This is a genomic window from Streptomyces sp. WMMC500 (assembly GCF_027497195.1).
GTDB lineage: Bacteria > Actinomycetota > Actinomycetes > Streptomycetales > Streptomycetaceae > Streptomyces.
In genome coordinates this window covers 4,968,233-4,987,924 of sequence record NZ_CP114905.1, presented here as the reverse complement: position 1 = coordinate 4,987,924, position 19,692 = coordinate 4,968,233, and the positions used below count along the sequence as shown (strand labels likewise).

Genomic DNA, 19,692 nt, shown 5'->3' with positions numbered 1-19,692 from the left:
CCGCTAGATGGATCGGGCCCCTGAGTGGTTCCTGGAGATCGCTTGGGAGAAATCCGGAAGAAGATCTCGTCGGGAAACAGGTGCTGCCCTCGTGCCCTTCGCGTACCACGCGCCACCGCAAAGCCGGGTCGACGAGGATCAGAGAGGGTGCTCCACCAATGTCCGGTAGGTATACGTGTCGTTGGCCGTCTCCACACTCTTGTGGATCGCTTTCAGTCGTGGTCGTGCGGTCGGTGGGCGGCGCGGTAGTCGCGGGGGCGTAGGCGCTTCAGTTCGCGGAAGCGGCGGTTGAAGTTCGACAGGTTGCGGAATCCGCTGCGTGCGGCGACCTCGGTGATGGGCTGAGTGGTGCCGGTCAGCAGTCGGCAGGCGGTCTCGACCCGTAGTTGGTTGACGTATTCCGTGAGGGTGCGGCCCATCGCGCGGCGGAAGAACCGGCTGAACGAGGTCGGCGACATGTGTACCAGCGCGGCGATCTCGGCGAGGTGCACCGGGTGGGTGTGGGCGTGTTCCAGGTGGCGGCAGACGGTGTCGATGCGGTCTCGGATGGCGGTGCCGGGGGTGGGGGCGTAGCCGGGGCCGGTGATCGGGGTGCCGGTCGCGTCGTGGGCGAGGCGGTGCAGTGCGTCGAGCAGGCCGAGGGTCTGGGCGGCCGGGTCGAGGGCCGGCAGGTCGGCGAGGAGGGCGTGGACGGCCGGCGGGGCGGGGGTGTAGCGCACTCCGCGGGCCGCGGAGCGGGTCAGCAACGCGGCGGTGGCGCGGAACTGCGGCAGGTCGAAGAAGCCGGGGCCGAGGAAGTCGTGGCGGAACTGCGCGACCACCGCCGCCGCCATGCCGGTGGCGTACGGCGCCGCGGTGAAGGTGTGCGGCAGGTCCGGGCCGATGAGGACGAGGTCGCCGACGCGGTAGCGCTCGACGGTGGTACCCACGTAACGGGTGCCGGTGCCCTCGGTGATCAGCGTCAGCTCGTACTCGCGATGGTGGTGCCACGCGAAGTCGAACGCCTCCTGGCGCCGGATGAAGCAGGTGAGCGTGGTGCCGTCGGGAACGCCCGGCTGTTCGTATCGCGGCTTCACCGGCGCCAGCCTAGCGGCAGGACGCGGGGCTGCAGAGTGCCAACTGAGTACCAGAAGTGGGCAACCGTGACGTGGCGACGGCAGCGATCCTCCTGCGACCGTGAGGACGAGGCGGCACCGGCCGGCGCAGCCGCCCGCCCCCGACACGTGAGGAGTCTCGCCCCCATGACCGCGATCCCGGCAGCACCCGTGTCCGAGCTGGACCTCCCCTACGAAGCCCTGCCTCCGACGGCGACCGCCGACTTCGCCCGGGACGGCTTCATCCACCTGACGCGGGTGCTCTCGCCGCAGACCATCGCCGCGTACGAACCCGTGATCACCTCGGAGGTCCTCCGGCTGAACACCCAGGAGTTGCCGCTGGCCGAACGCGACACGTACGGCAGGGCGTTCCTGCAGGTGACCAACCTCTGGCAGCACAACGCGACGGTCAAGGAACTGGTGTTCTCGCGGCGCCTCGCCGGCATCGCGGCCCGGCTGCTCGGCGTGCACGCGGTGCGGCTGTACCACGACCAGGCGCTCTACAAGGAGCCGGGCGGCGGCATCACCCCCTGGCACGCCGATCAGTACTACTGGCCACTGTCCTCGGACCGGTGCCTGACGGTCTGGCTGCCGCTGCAGGAGACGCCGCTGGAGATGGGCCCGCTGGCTTTCGCGCGCGGCAGCCACACCTTCTCCTACGGGCGCGACCTGCCCATCTCCGACGAGTCGGAGGCCCGGCTCCGGCAAGCCGTGGCCGAGCAGGGCTTCGAGGACGTCGTGGAGCCGTTCGCGCTGGGCGACGCGAGCTTCCACCGCGGCTGGACCTTCCACCACGCCGGGCCGAACCGCGGCACCGTGCCGCGGCGCGTCATGACCGTGATCTACATGGACGCCGACGTCCGGGTCGCCGAGCCCGTCAACGACAACCAGGTGGCGGACCGCGGTTGGATGCCCGGCACCGCCGTCGGCGAGGTGCCGGACACCCCGCGGAACCCGGTGCTCTACGGCGGCTGAGCGGGGGTTCTGCGCGGCCGTCACGATGCGGACGCATCCGAGGTGCGGGAAGCAGGGGTAGTACGGGTGCGTGGTCTCCGGCTCACTCCTTGACCGCGCCCGCGTGGGCGGAGCGGCTGAAGTCCCGCTTCCGCGCCGCCTTCTGGGTCGAGGACGCGCGCGGCCCGTACCCGGCCGTCGCCCTGGACCGTGACAAGCGCCCCGTCGACTCCGTGACCTCCGGCTTTGGGCATCTCCTGGGCACCGGGCGCGGCTGCCCCGGAGCCTCCGCCCCCGCACGTCACGGGCCTTGAAGTCGGCGGGGCACCCGTGGAGATCGCGGTCGCGCCCGACGGCACGCCCACGGTCCGGGCCCCGGCCGGGATCGAGGTGCACGTCCGGCCCTGAGCCGTACGTGCGTCAGCGGACGGGAGGGCGGCGACTACTCGTGCTTGCGGGTGAGGGTCTGCTGACCGGTGAGGGCGATGACGGGGGTGCCATCTGTCTCGGTCCACTCGCCGCAGGGGCCGCCGCCCTCGCTGACGCCCAGTTCCAGCGGCGTGCCGTCCAAGCGCAGTGCCGGATGGTAGTACTCGGCCACCTGGCGGGCCTCGGCCTGGATGTAGTGGCCGATCAGTGCCCGCCGGAACCGGTCACCGCTGGTGTTGGGCAGGCTGCCGTGGACGAGGGAGCCGTTGAAGAACAGCACGTCCCCCGGGCTCATACGCACGGGCCGTGCGGAGTGGATGTCCGGCAGGGGGACGGTGACGTCGGTGAAACTCACCGCGGTGTCCGCCTTGCTCGTGCACAGGATCGGCCACCGCTGGCTGCCGGGCACCACCATCAGACAGCCGTTCTCCTCGTCGGTGGCATCGAGCGCCATCCAGGCCGCGATGCAGGTCCCGGGCTCCGACTTCAGATAGAAGTTGTCCTGATGGAGGGCCTGGCCCCGGGAGCCCGCCGGCTTGAAGTACAGCATGGTCTGGACGGCGTACGGTTCCTCGCCCGCGAGCACGGTGAGAAGCCCGCGGAGCCGGGGGTCGAGGAGCCACCGCAGGCTGACCTCGTCCCACCGGTGCATCTGCGCCATCCGCGGATACCGGCGCAGCGGATCCCGCGCGGCCGTCGCCGTGCCCGCGAAGTCGTCCCGCCGGGCACCGCTGCGACGCAGCGTCATGAAGTGCTCCCGCAGCCGGCCGACCTCCTCGGTGCCGAACATCCCGCGTGCCACCAGGTAACCGTCCCGGTCGAACGTCTCCTTGCCGGTGCCGGACCATCTCCTGTGGGACGAGGCGACGCGCCCCGTCCCCGAACCCGTCGACGCCGCACTCGCGGAGATCGCCGCCGAGATCCGGCAGAACCCGAGCCGACGCTGGACCGTTCCCGAACTCGCCGCGCACACCGGCCTGTCACGCGCCCAGTTCACGCGCCGCTTCCTCGCCCACACCGGCATGCCCCCGGCCCGCTACGTCATCCGCGCCCGCACCGACCGCGCCCGTCAGTTGCTCGCCGAGACGAACATGTCCGTCGCGCAGGTCGCGGCAACACTCGGCTACACGGACGTCGCACACTTCAGCCGGCAGTTCAGGCAGTACACGGGAAACCCACCGAGCCGGAGGGCCAACCAGCGTAGGGCGGACGACGGATGATCAGGGCTCGACGCCCCCGCCCCACCGCTGGGCCTGTCCGGCCTGACCGCTGCCTGCGACGACCCGGCCGAGACCGTCCCCCTCACACTCCACCCCGGCGACCGGATCACACGGAGGTCACGACGGCGGGTCCGGCATACGCGGAGTCGGCGGCCACATCTCGTCCCGGCCTTCCGCGGCGTCTGCGCCGCCGCTCTCTCCCCGCCGGTGGTGCGGTCGTGGGGACCGGGCGAGGTTGCGGAGCGTCGCGGCCGCGGCGGTGAGTGCCACGGTGATCACGAGCGCCGCCGCCCAGGCGGGCATCACGAGGGCGAGCAGCAGCACCAGGAGGGCCACCGCCGCCCCGCCCGCGTAGAGCGCGACGGTGCCCGCGGCGGCGTAGAGCCGGGCGGTGCGCCGCATGGGCGGCCGCCACAACTCGGCTCGCAGGTCGTCGCGCACCTCCTCGCGGGCGGCGCGGATTCCCTCCCGTACCGCCGTGCGCAGCGGCTCGGGCTCGAGCCCGGTGCGCTCGTCCTGCTGCGTGCGCGTCCTCTGCTTGTCCGTCATCATGGCGCGCGAGTACCCCTCAGCGGCGCGGTTAACGCGGGCGCCCCGCCTCCGCCGGTTCGGCGGGGGGCGCCGGGCTTCACCGGGTCCTCAAGTCCCGGAGGCAAGCCCGCCGGTCGGGATGCCGCCTTCGTACGGCCAGCGCAGCAGCGCCCCGAGGCCGCCGACGGGGACGGCCCCGCGGTCGTCCGGTCCGGGCAGCGGGATCACGTCGGCATCGCTGGCTGCGGCGGCGCGCATCAGGGCGTCGTCGGCGCGGGCGGACCAGGGGCGGGGTGCGCCGAGGTACGGGGAGTCGCCGCGGCGCAGCGCGAGTTGGTCCGGTTCGGGGCCGACCCACACGTCGCGGTACAGCTCGCGCCCGCCGGAGCGGACCAGCAGGGCGTCGATGCGGTGCTCGCAGGCCGCGTCGACCAGGGCCGGGACGCCTTCGGCCGCGTCGATGCGGCCCTCGGTGGGGATCCGGCCGGCACGGAAGCGCTCCAGCACCGCTTCGACGTGGGCGTGGGACATCTCGGCACGCCGGGTCTCGATCTCGGCGTCGAGGAGCCGGTCGCCCGCCGCCGTGCCGGACGCCCGGCCTCCGTGGCCCGACTCGACGGTGCGGCCACGCACGTGCTGCGGCAGCCGGTCGCGCACCGCCCGCCGCTCACGGTCATCCCCGGCGAGTACCACCAGCTCCACGCCGGTGCGCTCGGCGGTCGCCGCGACCTCCTCGGCGGTACGGGCGGCGTTGGCCTCCCAGGTGTCCTCCACGCCGCGCCGGAACTGCCGTTCCGGCCAGTCGGCTGAGGCTGTGCGGTGCACCGGCCGGTCACGGCCCTCCACGGGGCGGAGCGGGTGCCGGCCACCGATGTCCCGCAACTCCAGATCGGCGCCGACGCGGTCGACGTACGCCACCAGGCAGGCCGGACCGGCCGTGGCGTAGTCGAGCAGCGGGCCGGTGTGCGGCAGCGGGGTCCAGCAGCTCTCCGGTTGCACCGGCGGATCGGCGAGCGGTACCACGAGGCGCACCTCGCCTCCGGCGGCGAACACCGCCCGGCCCGACGGCCCGGCGGCGGGCGCCACCAGCTCGGTGTGCACGGCGCGGCACGTGTCCTCGTCGGCGCCCTGGGCCGCCAGCCGGTCGCAGGCGGCGCGCGCGTCGAGCGCCTGGCGCGCCGCGGCGTCCTCGGCGGCCCGGGCCGTGCCGGCGTACACCGACGCCCAGGGCCCCGGGGTGTGCAGCAGCGGATCAAGGAATGCGAGCTTCATGGGGCCGCGGGTACCCCGGCCGCACCGGCACACACTGCGCAGCTCCGGGCGGGTTTCGCCCGGAAGGCGCGGGCGGTCGCGCGCCGGGCCGGAGGGCCGGGACCGTACGCGAGGAGAGCGGACCCGAACTCCGGGCGGCCCGGGACGAGTTGCGGAAGGCGATGACGAGCCGGCGCGCCGCCCGGCTCCCCGGCAGCGGCGGGCGGTCTCAGGATCGGGGTCTGTGTCTGTGTCTGTGTCTGTGTCTGTGCCGGCCGATGGACTGCCGGAGCTGGGCGAGCAGCTCTTCGGGCAGTGGCGCGTCGCTCGTACTGTCGATGACCGCCTGGGCGACGACGCGCAGTTTCGTGTTGGTGCGCTGGGAGGTCTCGACCAGGAGAGTCCACGCCTCCTCGTCCGAGCAGTGCAGGGCGGCCATGAGGATGCCGCGTGCCTGGTCTATGAGCGGTCGTGTGTCGATCGCCCGCTTGAGCTGCTCGACCTCCTCGTTCAGCCGCTCCACCGCCTCGGCTCGCTCCAGGGCGATCGCCGACGGTGCCGGTACCTCGTCGGGAGGCGAGGGCCGGTGCGGCGGCGACGACCCGTTCTCGTCGGCTTCGGGAGCGGCCAGGGAGATCTTCAGCCCGTGGTCCTCGTCGAAGTGAAGTCCGACCCGTTCGACCACCCGCAGGGGCTGACCCGCCCAGTTGACGACCTCCACCGGGATCATCTGCTTGCGGGCCTGGTCGTCGAGGGCGAAGAGCACGTACACCCCGGCGGAGTCCATGAAGGTCACCCCCGACATGTCCAGGGTCACCGCGCGGGTGTGCTTCGGGAGTTGCCCCATGGCTTCGAGCAGGATCTCGGCCGACCCGTAGACCAGTTCGCCCCACGCCGTGAGCAGCGCCTGGTCGCGCTGCATCTCGCTGCGGACGATCACCGGATCCGTACCCGCGGCGAGGTGAAGATCCTCCGCGTCGGACATGACTCTCCCTCACTGTGCCGGGCGAGGCGTCGTGGAGCCCTGGTGGCGGCTCGTCTGCGCATCACTGTACGTTCCTCATTACATGAATACCAGTACGTGTTTTTTGATGCGTGAACGGCCAGTCAGTAGAGTAGGTACATGGAGGGAGTGGAAGAGGGCCACACCGGTTGGACGTTTCTGACGAACCATGCACGGGTGCTGGCCGCCATTGCAGACAATCAGCACACGCGTATCCGCGACCTGGCTGCGCACTGCCAACTCACCGAGCGTGCCGTGCAGAAGATCATCGCGGACCTGGAGAGGGACGGCTACCTCTCGCACACGCGTGAGGGTCGCAACAACGCGTATCGGATCGAGCCCGGCAAGGTGCTGCGCCATCCGGCGGAAGCCGGGGTGACGGTGGCATCCCTGCTGTCCTGGCTCGTGCGGACCGAAGCGGATCGCGTTCCGGAGTCCGCGGAGCGCGGCGCGCCGCACACCAGACCCGACCGCCGTTAGCCGCCGGGAGTTCCGCCCCGTTTCCCCGGCTACGGCCCGGCGGCCGGGTTCGCCGTCGGCCCCGGCGTGCTGCGGCGGGCGGCGCGGTGGGTCGTGAGGGCGGTGAGCAGCACCGGGATCGCGGCCAGTGGTGACAGCGGGCCCGCGCCGAGGGGGGCCAAGGCGAGGCCGCCGACGATGCCGGACAGCGAGATCGCCAGGTACAGCGCCGACTGGTAGAGGGATGCGACCACGGACCGCGCGGCCGGGGCCAGCGCGATGATCTCCTGCTGCTGGGGCGTGGTGATCGAGAAGGAGAGGAACCCGACCACGACGACCGCGGGGAGCGCGGCCACCGCGCTCCCCCGCAGCACCGGGACCGTCAGCAACGCCGCGGCCAGCAGCGAGGTCGCGACCACGATCACCCGGGTCGCGCCGAGGCGGTCGGCCAGGGTTCCGGCGACCAGGTTGCCCGCGGTGCCGGCGGCCCCGAACACCAGCAGGAAGATCGCGAGCATCCCGCTGTCGCCGCCGGTGGCGGGCTCGTAGACGGCGCTGAGGTAGGTGTACGGGACGTAGACGCCGGTGAAGACGAGGAGGGTTCTGCCCAGCGCGGCGAGCACCCTGCGGTCGGTCAGCGGCGTCAGCCGGACCCGCAGCCCCGCGCTCGCGGCGCCGGCGAGGGGCGGCAGCCGGACGGCGACGACGACGGCCGCGGCGACCCCCGCGAGCACGAGGAACCACAGCGTCGCGCGCCAGCCGAAGGCGCCGCCGATGACCGTGCCGATCGGCGTGCCCAGCACCAGGGACGACGTCAGCCCGAGCATCACCACGGCGATCGCCTTGCCGTGGTGGCGCCGGCCGGCGAGCGTCGCGGCCGCCGCCGTGGCGCTCGCGGTGTAGAGCGCGGCACCCATGGCGGCGACCGCACGCGCGCCGAGGACCAGGGGGTAGTTCGGCGCAACGGCGGTCAGCACGTTGCCGGCGGTCAGCACCGCCAGCGCGACGACGAGGGCCGTGCGCCGCGACCAGCCGGCGGTGAGCACGCCGAGCACGGGCGCGCTCGCGGCGTACGCCAGCGAGAACACCGTCACCAACTGCCCGGCCGCGGCGACGCTCACCCCGAGCGAGTCCGCGATGTCCGGCAGCACGCCGGCGATGACGAAGGCGTCGGTGCCGACGGCGAACGTACCGAAGGCGAGCACCGCCGCGTGCGCGCGCCAGCGCGCGGAGACGCCGGGCTCGGGGCCGGCTGCGGTGTCCCCGGGGGGCGCGGGGTCGGCGGGTGCGGGCGGCGGGGCTTTGCGGGAAGGGCGGGACACGTCGCTCCTCATTTCGGCACCGATCGGTTCCGTTTTGAGGACGGTACCGATCGGTTCCGTATGGCGTCAATCCCGGGTTACCATCGCCGCATGCCCACACGAGCCCGCGAGCGCCTGATCGAGGCGGCCAGAGACCTCTTCTTCGCCGAGGGCATCCACGCCGTGGGCGTGGAGCGGCTGCTGCGCGAGTCCGGCGTCGGCAGAGCGTCGTTCTACCGCCACTTCGCGAGCAAGGACGACCTGGTCGCGACCATGCTGCGCAGCTACGACGAGGAGCTCAGGAGCTGGCTGCGCCAGGTCGTCGAGGACGCCGGCGGCGACCCGCTGGCGATGTTCGACGGGCTCGCCGACCGGATGGCGGCGTCCGGCTTCCGCGGCTGCGCCTCGATCAACACCATGGTCGAGATCGCGGATCCCGACGACCCCGCGCGTAAGGTCGCCGTCGAGCACAAGCAGGCCATGATCCGGGAGCTGCGCGCGCTCCTCGGCGCACCGCCCGGCGCCGAACTGCCCGAGCAGCTACTGCTGCTGTTCGACGGCGCGCTCGTCAGCTCGCTGCGGGAGCGCAGCCCGGCCCCGGCCCGGCGGGCGCGGAAGATCGCGCAGGCGCTGCTCGCCGCCTAGGGCTCGTCCGCGCGCTCACGTGACCGCGAACCGTGCGCCGGGCACGTCCCGTCCGACGCACAGGCCGCCGGCGACCGAAGGGATCGGGTGTGGAGAGCATCACCAAGAACAGGCAGTCCGCCACCGCGCTGCGCGCCATGATCGGGCGCGCCTACGGGGCCGACCGGATCCCCGAAGGGGAGGGGTGGGCGGCCGAGCTGGGGAACGGCTGGTTCAACGTCGCGTACCGCATCCGGCTGCGGGACGGCGCCGAGGTCGTGGTGAAGGTCGCGCCGCCGCCGCGGGTGGAGGTGATGACGTACGAGCGCGAGGCCATGCCGACCGAGCTGCGCACCCTCGATCTCCTCCGTACGCACACCTCCGTGCCGGTGCCCGCCGTCGACTTCGCCGACCGGAGCCGCGAAGTGTGCGACGCCGACTACTTCTTCATGCCGTACATCGACGGCGACAACCTCGGCGTCATCGCGAAGCAGCTCCCCGCCGCCGAGCGGGACGCCCTGATGGAACAGGTCGGGGCCGCGAACCGGGAGATCAACTCCGTGCGCGGGCAGGGCTTCGGCCCGCTGGCCGGCCCCGGTGACCCGAGCTGGCGGCGGGTGTTCACCGGCATGGTCGAGGACGTCCTCGCCGACGGCGAACGCCGGGGCGTCGACCTCGGATGGGACTACGACACCGTCCGCGCGACCCTGGCCGCACACGCCGGCAGCCTCGATGAGGTGACCGAGCCGCGCCTCGTGGAATGGGATCTGTGGGCCGGCAACGTCATGGTCCGCGACGGCAGGATCGCCGCCGTCATCGACCACGAACGCGCCTTCTTCGGCGACCCGTTGATCGAGTCCGGCTTCGCGGGCACCCAGATGGCGGACTTCGGCCACGCGGTGCCGTTCATGCGCGGGTACGGCCACCCGGAACTGACCGGGACGCAGCAGGTGCGCCGGCGCCTGTACTGCCTCTATCTGGTGCTGATCATGGTCATCGAGACCGTTTTCCGCGGGCACACCGACAGCAAGCAGTACGACTGGGCCCGCGTCCGCCTCGACGAGGCGATGGCCCTCTTCGGCCACGTCCGCCGCTGACGGCCGCGCGCGCCGTTTAGGGTGACGGGTCACGTCGGAGCCGGCGGTGAGGCTGTGGGGGTTGGATTGGCGGAGGCGCGGGAGGGCTGGGTACGGGTTCCGGTGGGGGAGGGTGCTCGGCGGTGGGCCTCCCGGGGGCGGTGCCGGCGGGTGCTGTTCGTCGTGCACAACGTCACCTCGGCCACCCGGCTGCTCGACGTGATGCCGCTTTTCGACGACGACCTGCGGGTGCAGATGCTGGCGACGTGCACGGGGTCGTCGCCGTTCCAGGGAGGCGTCGGCGAACTGCTGGCGGCGGTGGGGGTGCCGGTGCTGCCGTGGGAGCAGGCGGTCCGTACGCCCGTCGACCTGGCCGTCTCGGCAAGCCTGGGTGGCCAAATAGGCGCATTGCAGGGCAAGTTGGCTGTTTTGTCTCACGGCGTTGGATACACTAAGAGGCTCAGGTCGCCGGTCGCCGGTCGCCGGTCGCCGGTCGCCGGACGCCGGACGCCGGGCACCCGTCTTCGGGCTGGCACCGGAGTGGCTGCTGCAGGACGGCCGGCCCGTGGCCGACGCCCTCGTGCTCTCCCACCCCGAGCAGGTGGCGCGCCTGCGGCAGTCGTGCCCCGAGGCCGCCGGGGCCGCGGTCCTCGCCGGGGACCCGTGCTTCGACCGGATGCTCGCCGCCCGCGGGCACCGGGACCGGTTCCGGCGGGCGTTCGGCGTACGCGACGGGCAGCGGCTCGTCGTGGTGTCCGCCACGTGGAACCCCGAGGGGCTGTTCGGCGACGGTGGCGCGGGTGACGTGCTGCCGGCCCTGCTGCCGCGACTGACCGGCGAGTTGCCCGCCGACGAGTACCGGGTGGCGGCCGTCCTGCACCCCAACATCTGGCAGGGACACGGCCCGGGGCAGGTGCGGGCCTGGCTCGACGGGGCGCGGCGCGGCGGGCTGGCGCTCGTCGATCCGCTGGGCGCCTGGCGGCAGGCGCTGCTCGCGGCGGACGCGGTGATCGGCGATCACGGGGCCGTGACATATTACGCCGCGGCTCTCGGCGTACCCGTGGCGCTGGCTGCGGCTCCCGTCGACCACGTCGATCCGCGCGCACCGCTGGCCGGCTTCCTCACCGACTCGCCGCGACTCGATCCGTTCGCGCCGCTGCCCGCGCAGCTCGACGCGCTGCTCGCCGCCCACCGTCCGCAGCCCGGGCCCGCGCGGTACACCTCGTCGCTGCCCGGCGCGTCCGCCGGGCGACTGCGCGAGCTGTTCTACGGGCTCATGGAACTGCCCGAGCCCGAGCGTCCTGCGCTGCTGGAACCGCTGCCGCTGCCCGCGTACGAACCGGTCCACCGCAGCGCGCCGATGCGCGTACTGACCCGGCTGCCCGCCGGGGCGCATCCGGGCGAGGTCGTGCTGCGCCGCTGGGCCGATCCGGCGTACGAGCCCGGCGGCGACGGCGCCGTGCACACCGCCGTACCCGAGGACACCCGCGACCCCGGCCGCCTCGACCTGGCCGACGTGATCCTCCGCCACGGCGCACCCGACGACCGGCGCTTCGGCCCACCCGCCGCCTGGTGCGCGGAGACCCTGGAGCGGTATGCGCACTGTGCCCTGGCCGCGTACGTCACCGGCCCCGGCGACTGCACGGTCCGCACCCGCGCCGGCGACACGCTCGTGCTCACCGCCGCGCCGGGGGCGGCCGACGCCGACCCCGCGGCGTACGCCTCCGCCCTGCACGCCTGGCTGGCGGCGGGGCGGAGCGCGGCCGGCCTCGCCGAGCACGGCCTGCTGGTCCGTACCGGCGCGAGCGAGCACCGCGTGACCGTCACCCGGCTCAGGGCGTGACGCAGCGCGCCCGTACGGACCGCGCGTAGGCCAGCGGATACTCCGCCCTCTGCGCATCCAGCAGGGCGATGGCTTCCTCGACCAGCGGCAGCGCCTCGGCGGGTGCGGCGGCGAGGACGTGGGTCTCGGCGAGGTCGGTCAGGGCGCGTGCGCGGTTGTAGTCGTCCCCGATGTCCTCGAAGGACGCCACGGCCGTACGCAGCAGGGCGCCCGCCTCCTCGAAGCGGCCCGCGCCGCGCAGCGCGCGCCCACGGTGGCGCTGGAGCAGCGGCAGGGCGCGGGGCAGGTCGGCGTGCCCTTCGGTGCCGGGGGCGATCGTCCCGTACAGCGCCTGCGCCTCGTCGAAGAAGGCCAGCGCCTCCGGCCACTCCCACTGCCGCAGCCGCAGCAGGCCCAGCGCCTCGGCCACCGAGGCGCGCCCGCGTATGTGGCCGGCCGCCCGCTCGTCCTCGGCCGCGGCCCGGAACGCGGTCTCGGCCTCCCCGTGCTCGCCCAGCTCCGTGAGGCTCATGGCCAGTTGGAAGCGCAGGGCCGCGCGGTCGCGGAGGTCGGCGGCGGACGGGCGGGGGTCCGCTGCGAGGAGGCGTATGACCGTGCGGAGCGCGGGCACGGCCTCGGCGTGCCGGCCGGCCTTGAGCTGCAGCGGCCAGAGGGAGCGCCCGAGGCGCACGGCGGCGGCCCGGTCGCCGGCGTCCGCGGCGGCCTGCACGGCCTCGGAGAGGTTCGCCGCTTCCCGCACGAGGACGCCGAGGGCCTCGGCCTTGCTCACGGGCGGGCCGGGCCTCGACGGCTGCGGTACGCGCCAACTCTCCGGCAGCGCCTGGCGGGCGGCGTCCTCGGCGAGCCCGGCGTAGCCGCGTACGACACGGGAGATTGACTCGGCGCACGCCCGCGGGCCGTCCTCGTGCCGGGCCAGCAGCTCGGCGTGGCGGCGCACGGCGGGCCGGAAGCGGTACCGGTCGGAGCCCGGGCCCACGGGCTCCAGCAGGCCTCGGTCGGCAAGCAGGCCGAGGAGGGCCGCGGCGGGCGCGGGGCCGGGGCCGGGATCCAGGTCGGGGACGGGACCCGGGTCGGGGACGGGATCCGTGTCAAGGGCGGGGGCCCGGTCAGGATCCGGGTCGGGGTCCGGGTCCTGCTGCGTCGCCCATGCGGCGGTCCTGGCGTCGACGTGGGGCCAGTCCCGTAAAGCCAGCAGCCGGTACAGCCGGGCGGCGTCGGTGTCGAGCGCGCGGTAGGCGGACTCGGTCAGGGCGGCGACGGGTTCGGCGGCGCCCGCAGCGCCCGCCCCCGTGCCGTCCGCTGCCGTCCCACCCGGCCCCGCGCCGCCGTGCGCCGTCAGCAACGGAGCCGCCGTACGCAGCGCGTAGGGCGACCCCGCGCAGCGCACCAGCAGGTCCTTCGCCACCTCCGGCGCCGCGGCCACGGCCTCCGTCCCGGCGAAGTGCGAAAGCAGCCGCCGGGCGTCCCTGGCCGCCAGCGGTCCCAGCGCCACGGGCACGGCGTCCAGCCCCGGCAGCGGATGGCGTGCCGTCACGAGCGTGCACACCCCGGGAGCGGAGGTCAGCAGGGGACGCACCTGAGCCGCGGAGTAGGTGTGGTCCAGCACGACCAGCAGCCGCAGGTCGGCGACGAGCCGCCGCCACAGGTCGAGCCGCTCGTCCGCCGCGTGCGGAGTCGCCTCCGCGGGCAGCCCCAGATCCCGCAGCAGGCGGCCGGCGACCACGCCGGGGCCGCGGGCGCTCCGCGACGACCAGCCGTGGAGGTCGGCGTGCACCTGCCCGTCGGGGAAGTCTTCGGCGCGCCGGCTGCCCCAGTGAAGCGCGGTGGCGGTGGTCCCGATGCCCTCCGGCCCGTACAGCAGCGCCACCCGCGGGCGGCCGTCGAACCTGCGGTCCGCCTCGCGGTCCAGCAGCCGTAACGCGGGGCGGCGGTCGGTGAAGTGCCGCGTCGCGGCGGGCAGCCGGGGCGTACCCACGGAGCCGAGGCCGGGCCCTGTGGGGAGAGTCGAGGCGAACCGCTCCCACATCCGGGCGAGTTCGGGATCGCGCTCGGCTCCCTCCCGCAGCAGCGCCGCCACCCGCGCCACCTCCGCGGACCGCCGCGGCGCCGGCACCTCCCGCCCCGCCGCCCTGCGCACCAGCGCCCCGGTGGTCTCCCACGCGGCCCTGCCCACCTCGTTGGCCATCCCCATGCCGATCGCGCCGAGCACGCCGGAGATCGCGGCCAGCGACACCGGATCCGTCATCACACCCCTCCCCCTGCGCCGTAGCGAGTCCGTACGACTCCGAAGAGTAACGCGGGCCACCGACATCGGAGTCCGGGCCGGGGCACCGCCCCGGTCAGCGGGCGAGCCAGTCCTCCGGGCCCATCACCGTCACCGGGTGCTTGCGCGGGTCCAGGCTCCGCAGCAGCGTGCGCATGTGGGGCTTGGCCAGGGAAACGCAGCCGCTCGTCGGGCCGTCGTGGTCGACGTGGACCCAGATGCCGCCGCCGCGGGCGTCGCCGAGGGGGCGGGTCCAGTCGAGCGGGGTGGTGCCGGGCTTGCGGTTGTAGTCGATCGCCACGACGTAGTCGAAGGAGCCGGCGAGGGGCTCGCCCTCGTAGCCGCGGCCGGTGGCGGTGAAGGCGGGGCCGTGGTCGTACGGGAGCCTCGTGCCCGGGTCGGGGTCGAGACCGCCGGCGTCGCTGAGGCCGTAGACGCCGGTCGGGGTGCGGAGGTCGCCGGCGGTGTGGTGGTGGGTCCAGCCGCGGAGGGCGTTGTGGGCGGGCCAGGGTGGGCCGCCGCGCCAGCCGTCGGGGCCGCGTTCGTAGAGCACGGCGGTGGAGGCGGACGAGCGGCGGGAGGTGCCGGTGACGACGAGGGCCTGGCGGGCGTCGGCGGGGACGCGGGCGCGGATGCGCGGGCCCAGCCCGGGTATCTCCCGCGGCAGGCGCGCGGGGGCCGCGGTGACGGGCGAACGGGTCGGTGCGGGTGTCGGCGGCGCGTCGTTCCCCGTACGGGGCGGGTCCGCGGGCGTGCAGCCCGTCGCCGCGAGCACGGGGAGCCCGGCCGCGTACAGCAGGTGGCGGCGGCTCAGCATCAGCGCTCGCTTCGCTGGGGCTGGCGGGGATGGGTGGGCTGGGCCGCGGGGTCGAAGCGCATCGAGCCGAGTACGGTCCGGGCCTCGGCTACGTCTCCGGTCGCCGGCGTGGCGAGGCAGACCGTGGCCAGCACCCACACCCCCTCCGCCGCGCCCGCCGGGCGGCGCACGGCCCACAGTTCCTCGGTGCCGCCCGCGACGACGCACGCCTTGCCCACCTCACGCGCCCGCAGACCGGGGGCGGACTTCTCCGGCCCGTAGAGCAGTTGCAGCGTGATCAGCGTGCCGCGGCGGGGCAGTTGCCGCGGCGGCGTGGTGCAGGTGCCGTCCGCGCCGGTGGGGCAGGGCTCGGGGGAAGGGCGCAGCGCCAGGCTCGCGACGTAGCCGACGTACTCGCCCTTCGGCGAGTCCGTACGCACCGTGCGGCTGCTCCAGCCCGCGGGCACCTGCAGCGTGAGGTCGGACAGCTCCGGCAACCTGGTTTCGGCCTCCCGCTGCTCCGCCGTCCCGGTCCCGGCGGCCGGGGACGCGTGCCGGGGCGCGGGGTCGTCGGCGGGGAGCACCTGCGTTAGCAGCATGCCGACGGCCGCGGCCGTCACGGTCGCCCCCCACACCCCGCGCCGCCGGCGGCGGCGCCGCAGCACCCGTCCTCGTATCCGCTCCATTCGCTCGGCGGGTGCGGGCTGCCGCGGTACGGCCCGCTCCAGCAGTGCGCGCAGCGCGCGCTCTTCCTCGACGGACGCCGCGCCCGAGGACCCCGAGTGCCCCGAGGGCCCCGCCGACCCCCAGGAGCCCGACGACCCCGCCCGCTCAGCCGCGTTCCCGGCCACCCGGCTCACCGCCCTCCACCAGTTCGGCCGCGGGCAGCAGCCCGCGCAGCGTGCGCAGCGCCTTGGCGGACTGGCTCTTGACCGTGCCCGGCGCGCAGCCGAGGGTCGCCGCGGTGTCCTCGACGCTCAGATCCTCGAAGAAGCGCAGGACGACCACCGCGCGCTGTCGCGGCGGGAGGCGCCGTATCGCGCCGGCGAGCGCCTGTTCCAGATCCACCTGTGCGAACGCGTCGGACGGCGCGGCCGTGTCGGGCACTTCGCCGTGCGGCACCTCGCCCCACCAGTGGCGTCGCCACCAGGAGATGTTGGTGTGCACCATGGCCGTACGGACGTACGCCTCCGGGCTGCCGTCCGCTATCTGCTCCCACTTCGGCCACACCTTGGCCAGCACGGTCTGCAGCAGGTCCTCGGCGAGCTGGGCGTCCCCGGTGAGCAGCCAGGCCACGCGGAGCAGCCGCGGCCCCCGGGCCGCCACGAACTCCTCGAACCCCGGCGGCTGCGCCGCGCCCCGCCTCAGCATCCTGCGCCTGCCATCCGGTCCCCACTTCACGTCGCACACTCGTCGAACGCGATGAGGTCCGCGCCGGGTTGCCTCGCCCCGGCCACGCGCCTTCAGTTACTGCGGTTACTGCGCGCCTGTTACTGCGTGACGCTACTGACCCACCCGGCCGTCGACGCACTCGCGCAGCAGGTCCGCGTGGCCGCAGTGCCGCGCGTACTCCTCCACCCGGTGTACCCAGAGTTCGCGCAGCGATGTGCCGTCCTTGGGCAGCCTGGCGGCCAGGTCGGTGTATTCGTCCAGCACCGCGTCGCAGGCGGCCTGTTCGCGGGCGAGGTCGTCGAAGGCGGCGTCGACGAGCGCCTGGTCGGCGGCGGCGCCGTGGAAGTCGGCGTCGCGCTCGCCGTAGATCTTGGGGGCGGGGTTCTCCGGCACGACCCAGTTGCGCCAGTCCCGCTCCACTTCGGCGAGGTGGCGTATGAGCCCGAGCAGCGACATGGTCGAGGGCGGTACGGACCGGCGGGCCATCTGCTCCGCGGTCAACCCGTCGCACTTCATCCGCAGCGTGAGCCGGTAGTTGACCAGGAAGTCCTGCAGTGTGGCCAACTCGCCTTCGGGGCTGGAGTCGTTGTTCCGGGGGTCCTTGTCGGGGTCCGCCCACATGTCGGGGTAGACGGTGGCTTCGGTCCACCGCTCAGGTGCGTCGTCGTCACTCACCGTACACACGATGCTGATCGGCGACCGGACAGGCAAGCGAATATCGCCGTGCGGGCACCGGGCCCGACCGGGGATCATCGGCGCATGCGCCCCTTGAAGCACGGCTACACCAACCGCACCCTCGGGGACGGCGCCGTCGTGCGGAAGACGTACGAGGGACCGGACGCCGCACTCCGGCTGCAGCGCGAGCGCGCGCTGCTCACCGGGCTGCGCGACCGGCTGCCCGTGCCGCCGGTACGGGCCGTGTCCGCGGACACCCTGACGCTCGGCTTCGTACCGGGCGTACCGGGCCAGGAGTTGCTCGACGGGGGGCACGCGGCGGCGGTGCTGGCGGCGTGCGGGGAGGTGCTGCGGCGGATCCACTCGGTCGCGCAGGACGTGCTCCCGGAGAGCGCGCGAGCCGCGGACGCCGTCCTCGTCCACGGCGACTTCGGGCCCAACAACCTGCTGCTCGACCCGGGAACGTTCGCGGTGACGGCGATCGTGGACTGGGAGTTCGCCCGCCACGGTGCCCCCGTCGAGGACCTGGCCTGGTGCGAATGGCTCGTACGGACGCACCACCCCGGGCACCTCCGCGCGCTGGGCGGCTTCTTCCGCGCGTACGGCGGGAAGGTGCCGCCGTGGCCGGAGCGCCGGGCGGCGATGCTCGCGAAGTGCGCGGAGATGCGGGAGTTCTGCGAGCGGTGGGAGCCGGGCGGTCCCGGCGTGCGGCTGTGGGAGGACCGCGCGGCGGCGACGGCGGGCTGGGCGGAGTAGGTCGGACTCCTCAGGCCGGTGCGTCGTAAACGAGGCTGTAGCGCCAGAACAGCCGCCGGCGTATCCGCGCGCCCGGCAACTCCGCCGCCGCGGCGGCCCGGATCTCGGCCAGGGTCTCCCGGGGCTCGGCGGTGGGCGCGGTCATGTGCACGGGCAGGGTGTCCGCGCGGGACGGGTGCCTGGCCAGCCCGACGAGCGGGTTCGCGACCGCGGCCGGCAGGGAGGCGACGGCGTCGGCGGCCCCGGCCGCGCGGTGGCACCCCACGACGACCAGCCGCCCGCCCGGCGCGAGGCAGCTCCGCAGCTCGCGCAGCGTGGGCACCAGCGGCATGTGGTGCAGGACGGCGACCAGCGTGACGGCGTCCCAGCGCCGGCCCGGTTCGCGGCCGGCGAAGTCGGTGCGCACGACGGTGACCGCGGGGTCGCCGCCGAACCGCCGGGCCGCGACGGCGGCGAGGGCGGCGTCGGGTTCGAGCCCGGTCACGGCACCCCCGCGCCGCCGGAGCAGCGCCAGCAGATTCCCCGCCCCGCACCCGACGTCGAGGACGTCCCGCGCCCCGGCCCCGGCCACCCGCCGGGCGACCCAGGGTCCGTAGTGGTCGTTGTGGCTCCAGGGATGCCGCCTGTTGAAGCGGTCGAGCGCGTCCAGCACTGCCATCCGCACACGCTAACCGGCCTCCGTAAATCGTGTTGACTTCGCCGAGCGGCGCGGTTACAACGTTGCATTCGACTGTCGGGGCGCGGAAGGGGGCAGTCGGTGCAGACGGGCGGCCAGGTGCGGGGGCAGGTTCGGCGGCGGGACGGGGCGGCCTGGGCGATTCCGGCGGCGCTGGGCGTCGACGCCGTCGGGAGCGGGCTCTATCTGCCGCTTTCCATGGTCTACTTCCTCGCCGCCACCGACCTCTCCGAGGCGCGCGTCGGCCTGCTCATGACCGGGGCGACCGCCTGCGCGCTCCTGCTTCCGCTGCTCGTCGGGCGGGTCGTGGACCGGATCGGCCCGCGCCCGGTGGTGATCGCGGGGCAACTGCTGCAGGCCTGCGGGTTCCTGCTGTACCTGGCGGTGGACGGGCCGGCGTCGCTGTTCACCGCGGCGCTGGTCGAGGCGGCCGGGCTGCGCGTGTACTGGTCGTCGGTCTTCGCGCTCATCGCCGAGCAGGCCGACGACAGCGCCCGGGACCAGTGGTTCGCCCGTACCGCGATGATCCGCGCGGCCGGGACCGGTGCCGGGACCGTGCTCGCCGGCGTACTGCTGGGGCTCGCCTCGCAGAACGCATACCGGGGGATGATCCTGGCGAACGCGCTGTCCTTCGTCCTCGCCGCCGGCGCGGTCGCCTTCTTCGTACGGAGCCGCCCGCGGCCGGCCGCCGGCGACGGCGCCGGCAGGCCCACCGACGGCGTACGGCACCTGCTGCGCAACCGCGCCTATCTGTTGCTGATCGGCGTCAACGTACTGTTCAACATCTGCACCGTCCTGCTCGCCGTGGCCACCCCCGTCTACGTCGTCCGCGGCCTGGACGCGCCCGGCTGGGCGGTCGGCGCCTTTCTGACCGTCACCACCGCCGTCGTCGCCACCTCCACCGCCGCCGTCACCCGCCGCATCCGCCGCCGCACCTCCCGCGGCGGCGCGATGGCCTGGGGCGGGGTGGCGTGGGCGGGGTGGTGCGGGGCCGTCGCGCTCGCGGTCCTGCTGCCGCGCGGCCCGGTGCTGGTCGGCTATCTGGCGATCGTGATGCTGCTCTGGGCGCTCGCGGAGATGCTGCACGGTCCGGCCTCCAACGCGCTCTCCGCGGACGCCGCGCCGGAGGGGGCGCGGGGCACGTATCTGGCGGCGTTCCAGTACTCGTTCGCGACGGCGGACATGGTCACGCCGGGCCTCTTCGGGCTCCTGTACGGCGTGGAGCGGGTCCTGCCGTGGGTGGTGGTCGGCTTCCTGGCGCTGATCGCGAGCGCGGCGGTACGGCCGCTGGAGCGGCGGCTGACGGCCGGGAGGGCGGGAGCGAAGGGCGCAGGCATCTGAGGCCACGA

Annotated in this window: 21 protein-coding genes; 9 read left to right on the top strand and 12 right to left on the bottom strand. The window is 74.3% G+C overall.

Annotation, left to right across the window (positions count from 1 at the left end):
• Positions 1-212 precede the first annotated feature (212 nt).
• Positions 213-1,076 (bottom strand): AraC family transcriptional regulator, encoded by an 864-nt coding sequence (locus tag O7599_RS21515; RefSeq protein ID WP_281617234.1) that lies wholly within the window; start codon positions 1,074-1,076, stop codon positions 213-215.
• A 165-nt stretch (positions 1,077-1,241) separates the two neighbouring features.
• Here O7599_RS21515 and O7599_RS21510 point away from each other — a divergent pair, with 165 nt between their 5' ends.
• Together O7599_RS21510 and O7599_RS21505 are read left to right on the top strand one after the other, a co-directional pair.
• Positions 1,242-2,069, top strand: coding sequence for a phytanoyl-CoA dioxygenase family protein (locus tag O7599_RS21510; RefSeq protein ID WP_281617233.1), 828 nt, complete (start codon positions 1,242-1,244; stop codon positions 2,067-2,069).
• Positions 2,070-2,158: 89 nt separating this feature from the next.
• On the top strand, positions 2,159-2,362 hold the full coding sequence (locus tag O7599_RS21505) for a hypothetical protein (RefSeq protein ID WP_281617232.1): 204 nt from the start codon (positions 2,159-2,161) through the stop codon (positions 2,360-2,362).
• Positions 2,363-2,490: 128 nt separating this feature from the next.
• On the opposite strand, the gene O7599_RS21500 is transcribed toward O7599_RS21505, so the two are convergent.
• Positions 2,491-3,387: a phytanoyl-CoA dioxygenase family protein gene (locus O7599_RS21500; protein ID WP_281623465.1), complete on the bottom strand. Its 897-nt coding sequence runs from the start codon at positions 3,385-3,387 to the stop codon at positions 2,491-2,493.
• On the opposite strand from O7599_RS21500, the gene O7599_RS21495 reads away from it, so the two are divergent.
• Complete coding sequence (locus O7599_RS21495) at positions 3,314-3,697, top strand: helix-turn-helix transcriptional regulator (protein WP_281617231.1); 384 nt, start codon at positions 3,314-3,316, stop codon at positions 3,695-3,697. The genes O7599_RS21500 and O7599_RS21495 overlap by 74 nt on opposite strands.
• A gap of 117 nt (positions 3,698-3,814) precedes the next feature.
• Here O7599_RS21495 and O7599_RS21490 read toward each other — a convergent pair whose 3' ends face one another.
• The 3 genes from O7599_RS21490 to O7599_RS21480 all read right to left on the bottom strand — a co-directional run bounded on the left by O7599_RS21490 (position 3,815) and on the right by O7599_RS21480 (position 6,464).
• The gene (locus tag O7599_RS21490) at positions 3,815-4,249 is read right to left on the bottom strand and encodes a hypothetical protein (protein ID WP_281617230.1); all 435 of its coding nucleotides are present in this window, start codon (positions 4,247-4,249) and stop codon (positions 3,815-3,817) included.
• 87 nt (positions 4,250-4,336) lie between these two features.
• Positions 4,337-5,500, bottom strand: coding sequence for a Vms1/Ankzf1 family peptidyl-tRNA hydrolase (locus tag O7599_RS21485; RefSeq protein WP_281617229.1), 1,164 nt, complete (start codon positions 5,498-5,500; stop codon positions 4,337-4,339).
• Between the two features lie 208 nt (positions 5,501-5,708).
• Entirely contained in the window at positions 5,709-6,464 is a 756-nt protein-coding gene (locus O7599_RS21480; RefSeq protein ID WP_281617228.1) for an ANTAR domain-containing protein, read from the bottom strand.
• Positions 6,465-6,602: 138 nt separating this feature from the next.
• Here O7599_RS21480 and O7599_RS21475 point away from each other — a divergent pair, with 138 nt between their 5' ends.
• Positions 6,603-6,962 (top strand): helix-turn-helix domain-containing protein, encoded by a 360-nt coding sequence (locus tag O7599_RS21475; RefSeq protein ID WP_281617227.1) that lies wholly within the window; start codon positions 6,603-6,605, stop codon positions 6,960-6,962.
• Between the two features lie 29 nt (positions 6,963-6,991).
• Here O7599_RS21475 and O7599_RS21470 read toward each other — a convergent pair whose 3' ends face one another.
• On the bottom strand, positions 6,992-8,263 hold the full coding sequence (locus O7599_RS21470; protein WP_281617226.1) for an MFS transporter: 1,272 nt from the start codon (positions 8,261-8,263) through the stop codon (positions 6,992-6,994).
• 90 nt (positions 8,264-8,353) lie between these two features.
• Between O7599_RS21470 and O7599_RS21465 the strand changes: the two genes are divergently transcribed.
• The 3 genes from O7599_RS21465 (at position 8,354) to O7599_RS21455 (ending at position 11,785) form a co-directional block, all read left to right on the top strand.
• Positions 8,354-8,887, top strand: coding sequence for a TetR/AcrR family transcriptional regulator (locus tag O7599_RS21465; protein ID WP_281617225.1), 534 nt, complete (start codon positions 8,354-8,356; stop codon positions 8,885-8,887).
• An 89-nt stretch (positions 8,888-8,976) separates the two neighbouring features.
• The gene (locus tag O7599_RS21460) at positions 8,977-9,963 is read left to right on the top strand and encodes an aminoglycoside phosphotransferase family protein (protein WP_281617224.1); all 987 of its coding nucleotides are present in this window, start codon (positions 8,977-8,979) and stop codon (positions 9,961-9,963) included.
• Between the two features lie 544 nt (positions 9,964-10,507).
• On the top strand, positions 10,508-11,785 hold the full coding sequence (locus O7599_RS21455; RefSeq protein ID WP_281617223.1) for a hypothetical protein: 1,278 nt from the start codon (positions 10,508-10,510) through the stop codon (positions 11,783-11,785).
• On the opposite strand, the gene O7599_RS21450 is transcribed toward O7599_RS21455, so the two are convergent.
• From O7599_RS21450 to O7599_RS21430, 5 genes are all read right to left on the bottom strand, one after another.
• Positions 11,775-14,030 carry a tetratricopeptide repeat protein gene (locus O7599_RS21450; protein WP_281617222.1) on the bottom strand — a complete coding sequence of 752 codons (2,256 nt, stop codon included), beginning with the start codon at positions 14,028-14,030 and terminating at the stop codon, positions 11,775-11,777. The two genes, O7599_RS21455 and O7599_RS21450, sit on opposite strands and share 11 nt — an antisense overlap.
• 94 nt (positions 14,031-14,124) lie before the next feature.
• Positions 14,125-14,865: a L,D-transpeptidase family protein gene (locus tag O7599_RS21445; protein ID WP_281617221.1), complete on the bottom strand. Its 741-nt coding sequence runs from the start codon at positions 14,863-14,865 to the stop codon at positions 14,125-14,127.
• Positions 14,865-15,695: a hypothetical protein gene (locus tag O7599_RS21440; protein ID WP_281617220.1), complete on the bottom strand. Its 831-nt coding sequence runs from the start codon at positions 15,693-15,695 to the stop codon at positions 14,865-14,867. The genes O7599_RS21445 and O7599_RS21440 overlap by 1 nt, the downstream gene beginning before the upstream one ends.
• Entirely contained in the window at positions 15,676-16,215 is a 540-nt protein-coding gene (locus tag O7599_RS21435) for a SigE family RNA polymerase sigma factor (RefSeq protein ID WP_281617219.1), read from the bottom strand. Before O7599_RS21435 ends, O7599_RS21440 begins: the two co-directional genes overlap by 20 nt.
• A 132-nt stretch (positions 16,216-16,347) precedes the next feature.
• On the bottom strand, positions 16,348-16,911 hold the full coding sequence (locus tag O7599_RS21430) for a DinB family protein (RefSeq protein WP_281617218.1): 564 nt from the start codon (positions 16,909-16,911) through the stop codon (positions 16,348-16,350).
• Positions 16,912-16,995: 84 nt separating this feature from the next.
• On the opposite strand from O7599_RS21430, the gene O7599_RS21425 reads away from it, so the two are divergent.
• Entirely contained in the window at positions 16,996-17,667 is a 672-nt protein-coding gene (locus tag O7599_RS21425) for a phosphotransferase (protein WP_281617217.1), read from the top strand.
• Between the two features lie 10 nt (positions 17,668-17,677).
• On the opposite strand, the gene O7599_RS21420 is transcribed toward O7599_RS21425, so the two are convergent.
• Positions 17,678-18,325: a class I SAM-dependent methyltransferase gene (locus tag O7599_RS21420; RefSeq protein WP_281617216.1), complete on the bottom strand. Its 648-nt coding sequence runs from the start codon at positions 18,323-18,325 to the stop codon at positions 17,678-17,680.
• A 99-nt stretch (positions 18,326-18,424) separates the two neighbouring features.
• Here O7599_RS21420 and O7599_RS21415 point away from each other — a divergent pair, with 99 nt between their 5' ends.
• On the top strand, positions 18,425-19,684 hold the full coding sequence (locus tag O7599_RS21415) for an MFS transporter (RefSeq protein ID WP_281617215.1): 1,260 nt from the start codon (positions 18,425-18,427) through the stop codon (positions 19,682-19,684).
• Positions 19,685-19,692: the final 8 nt, after the last annotated feature.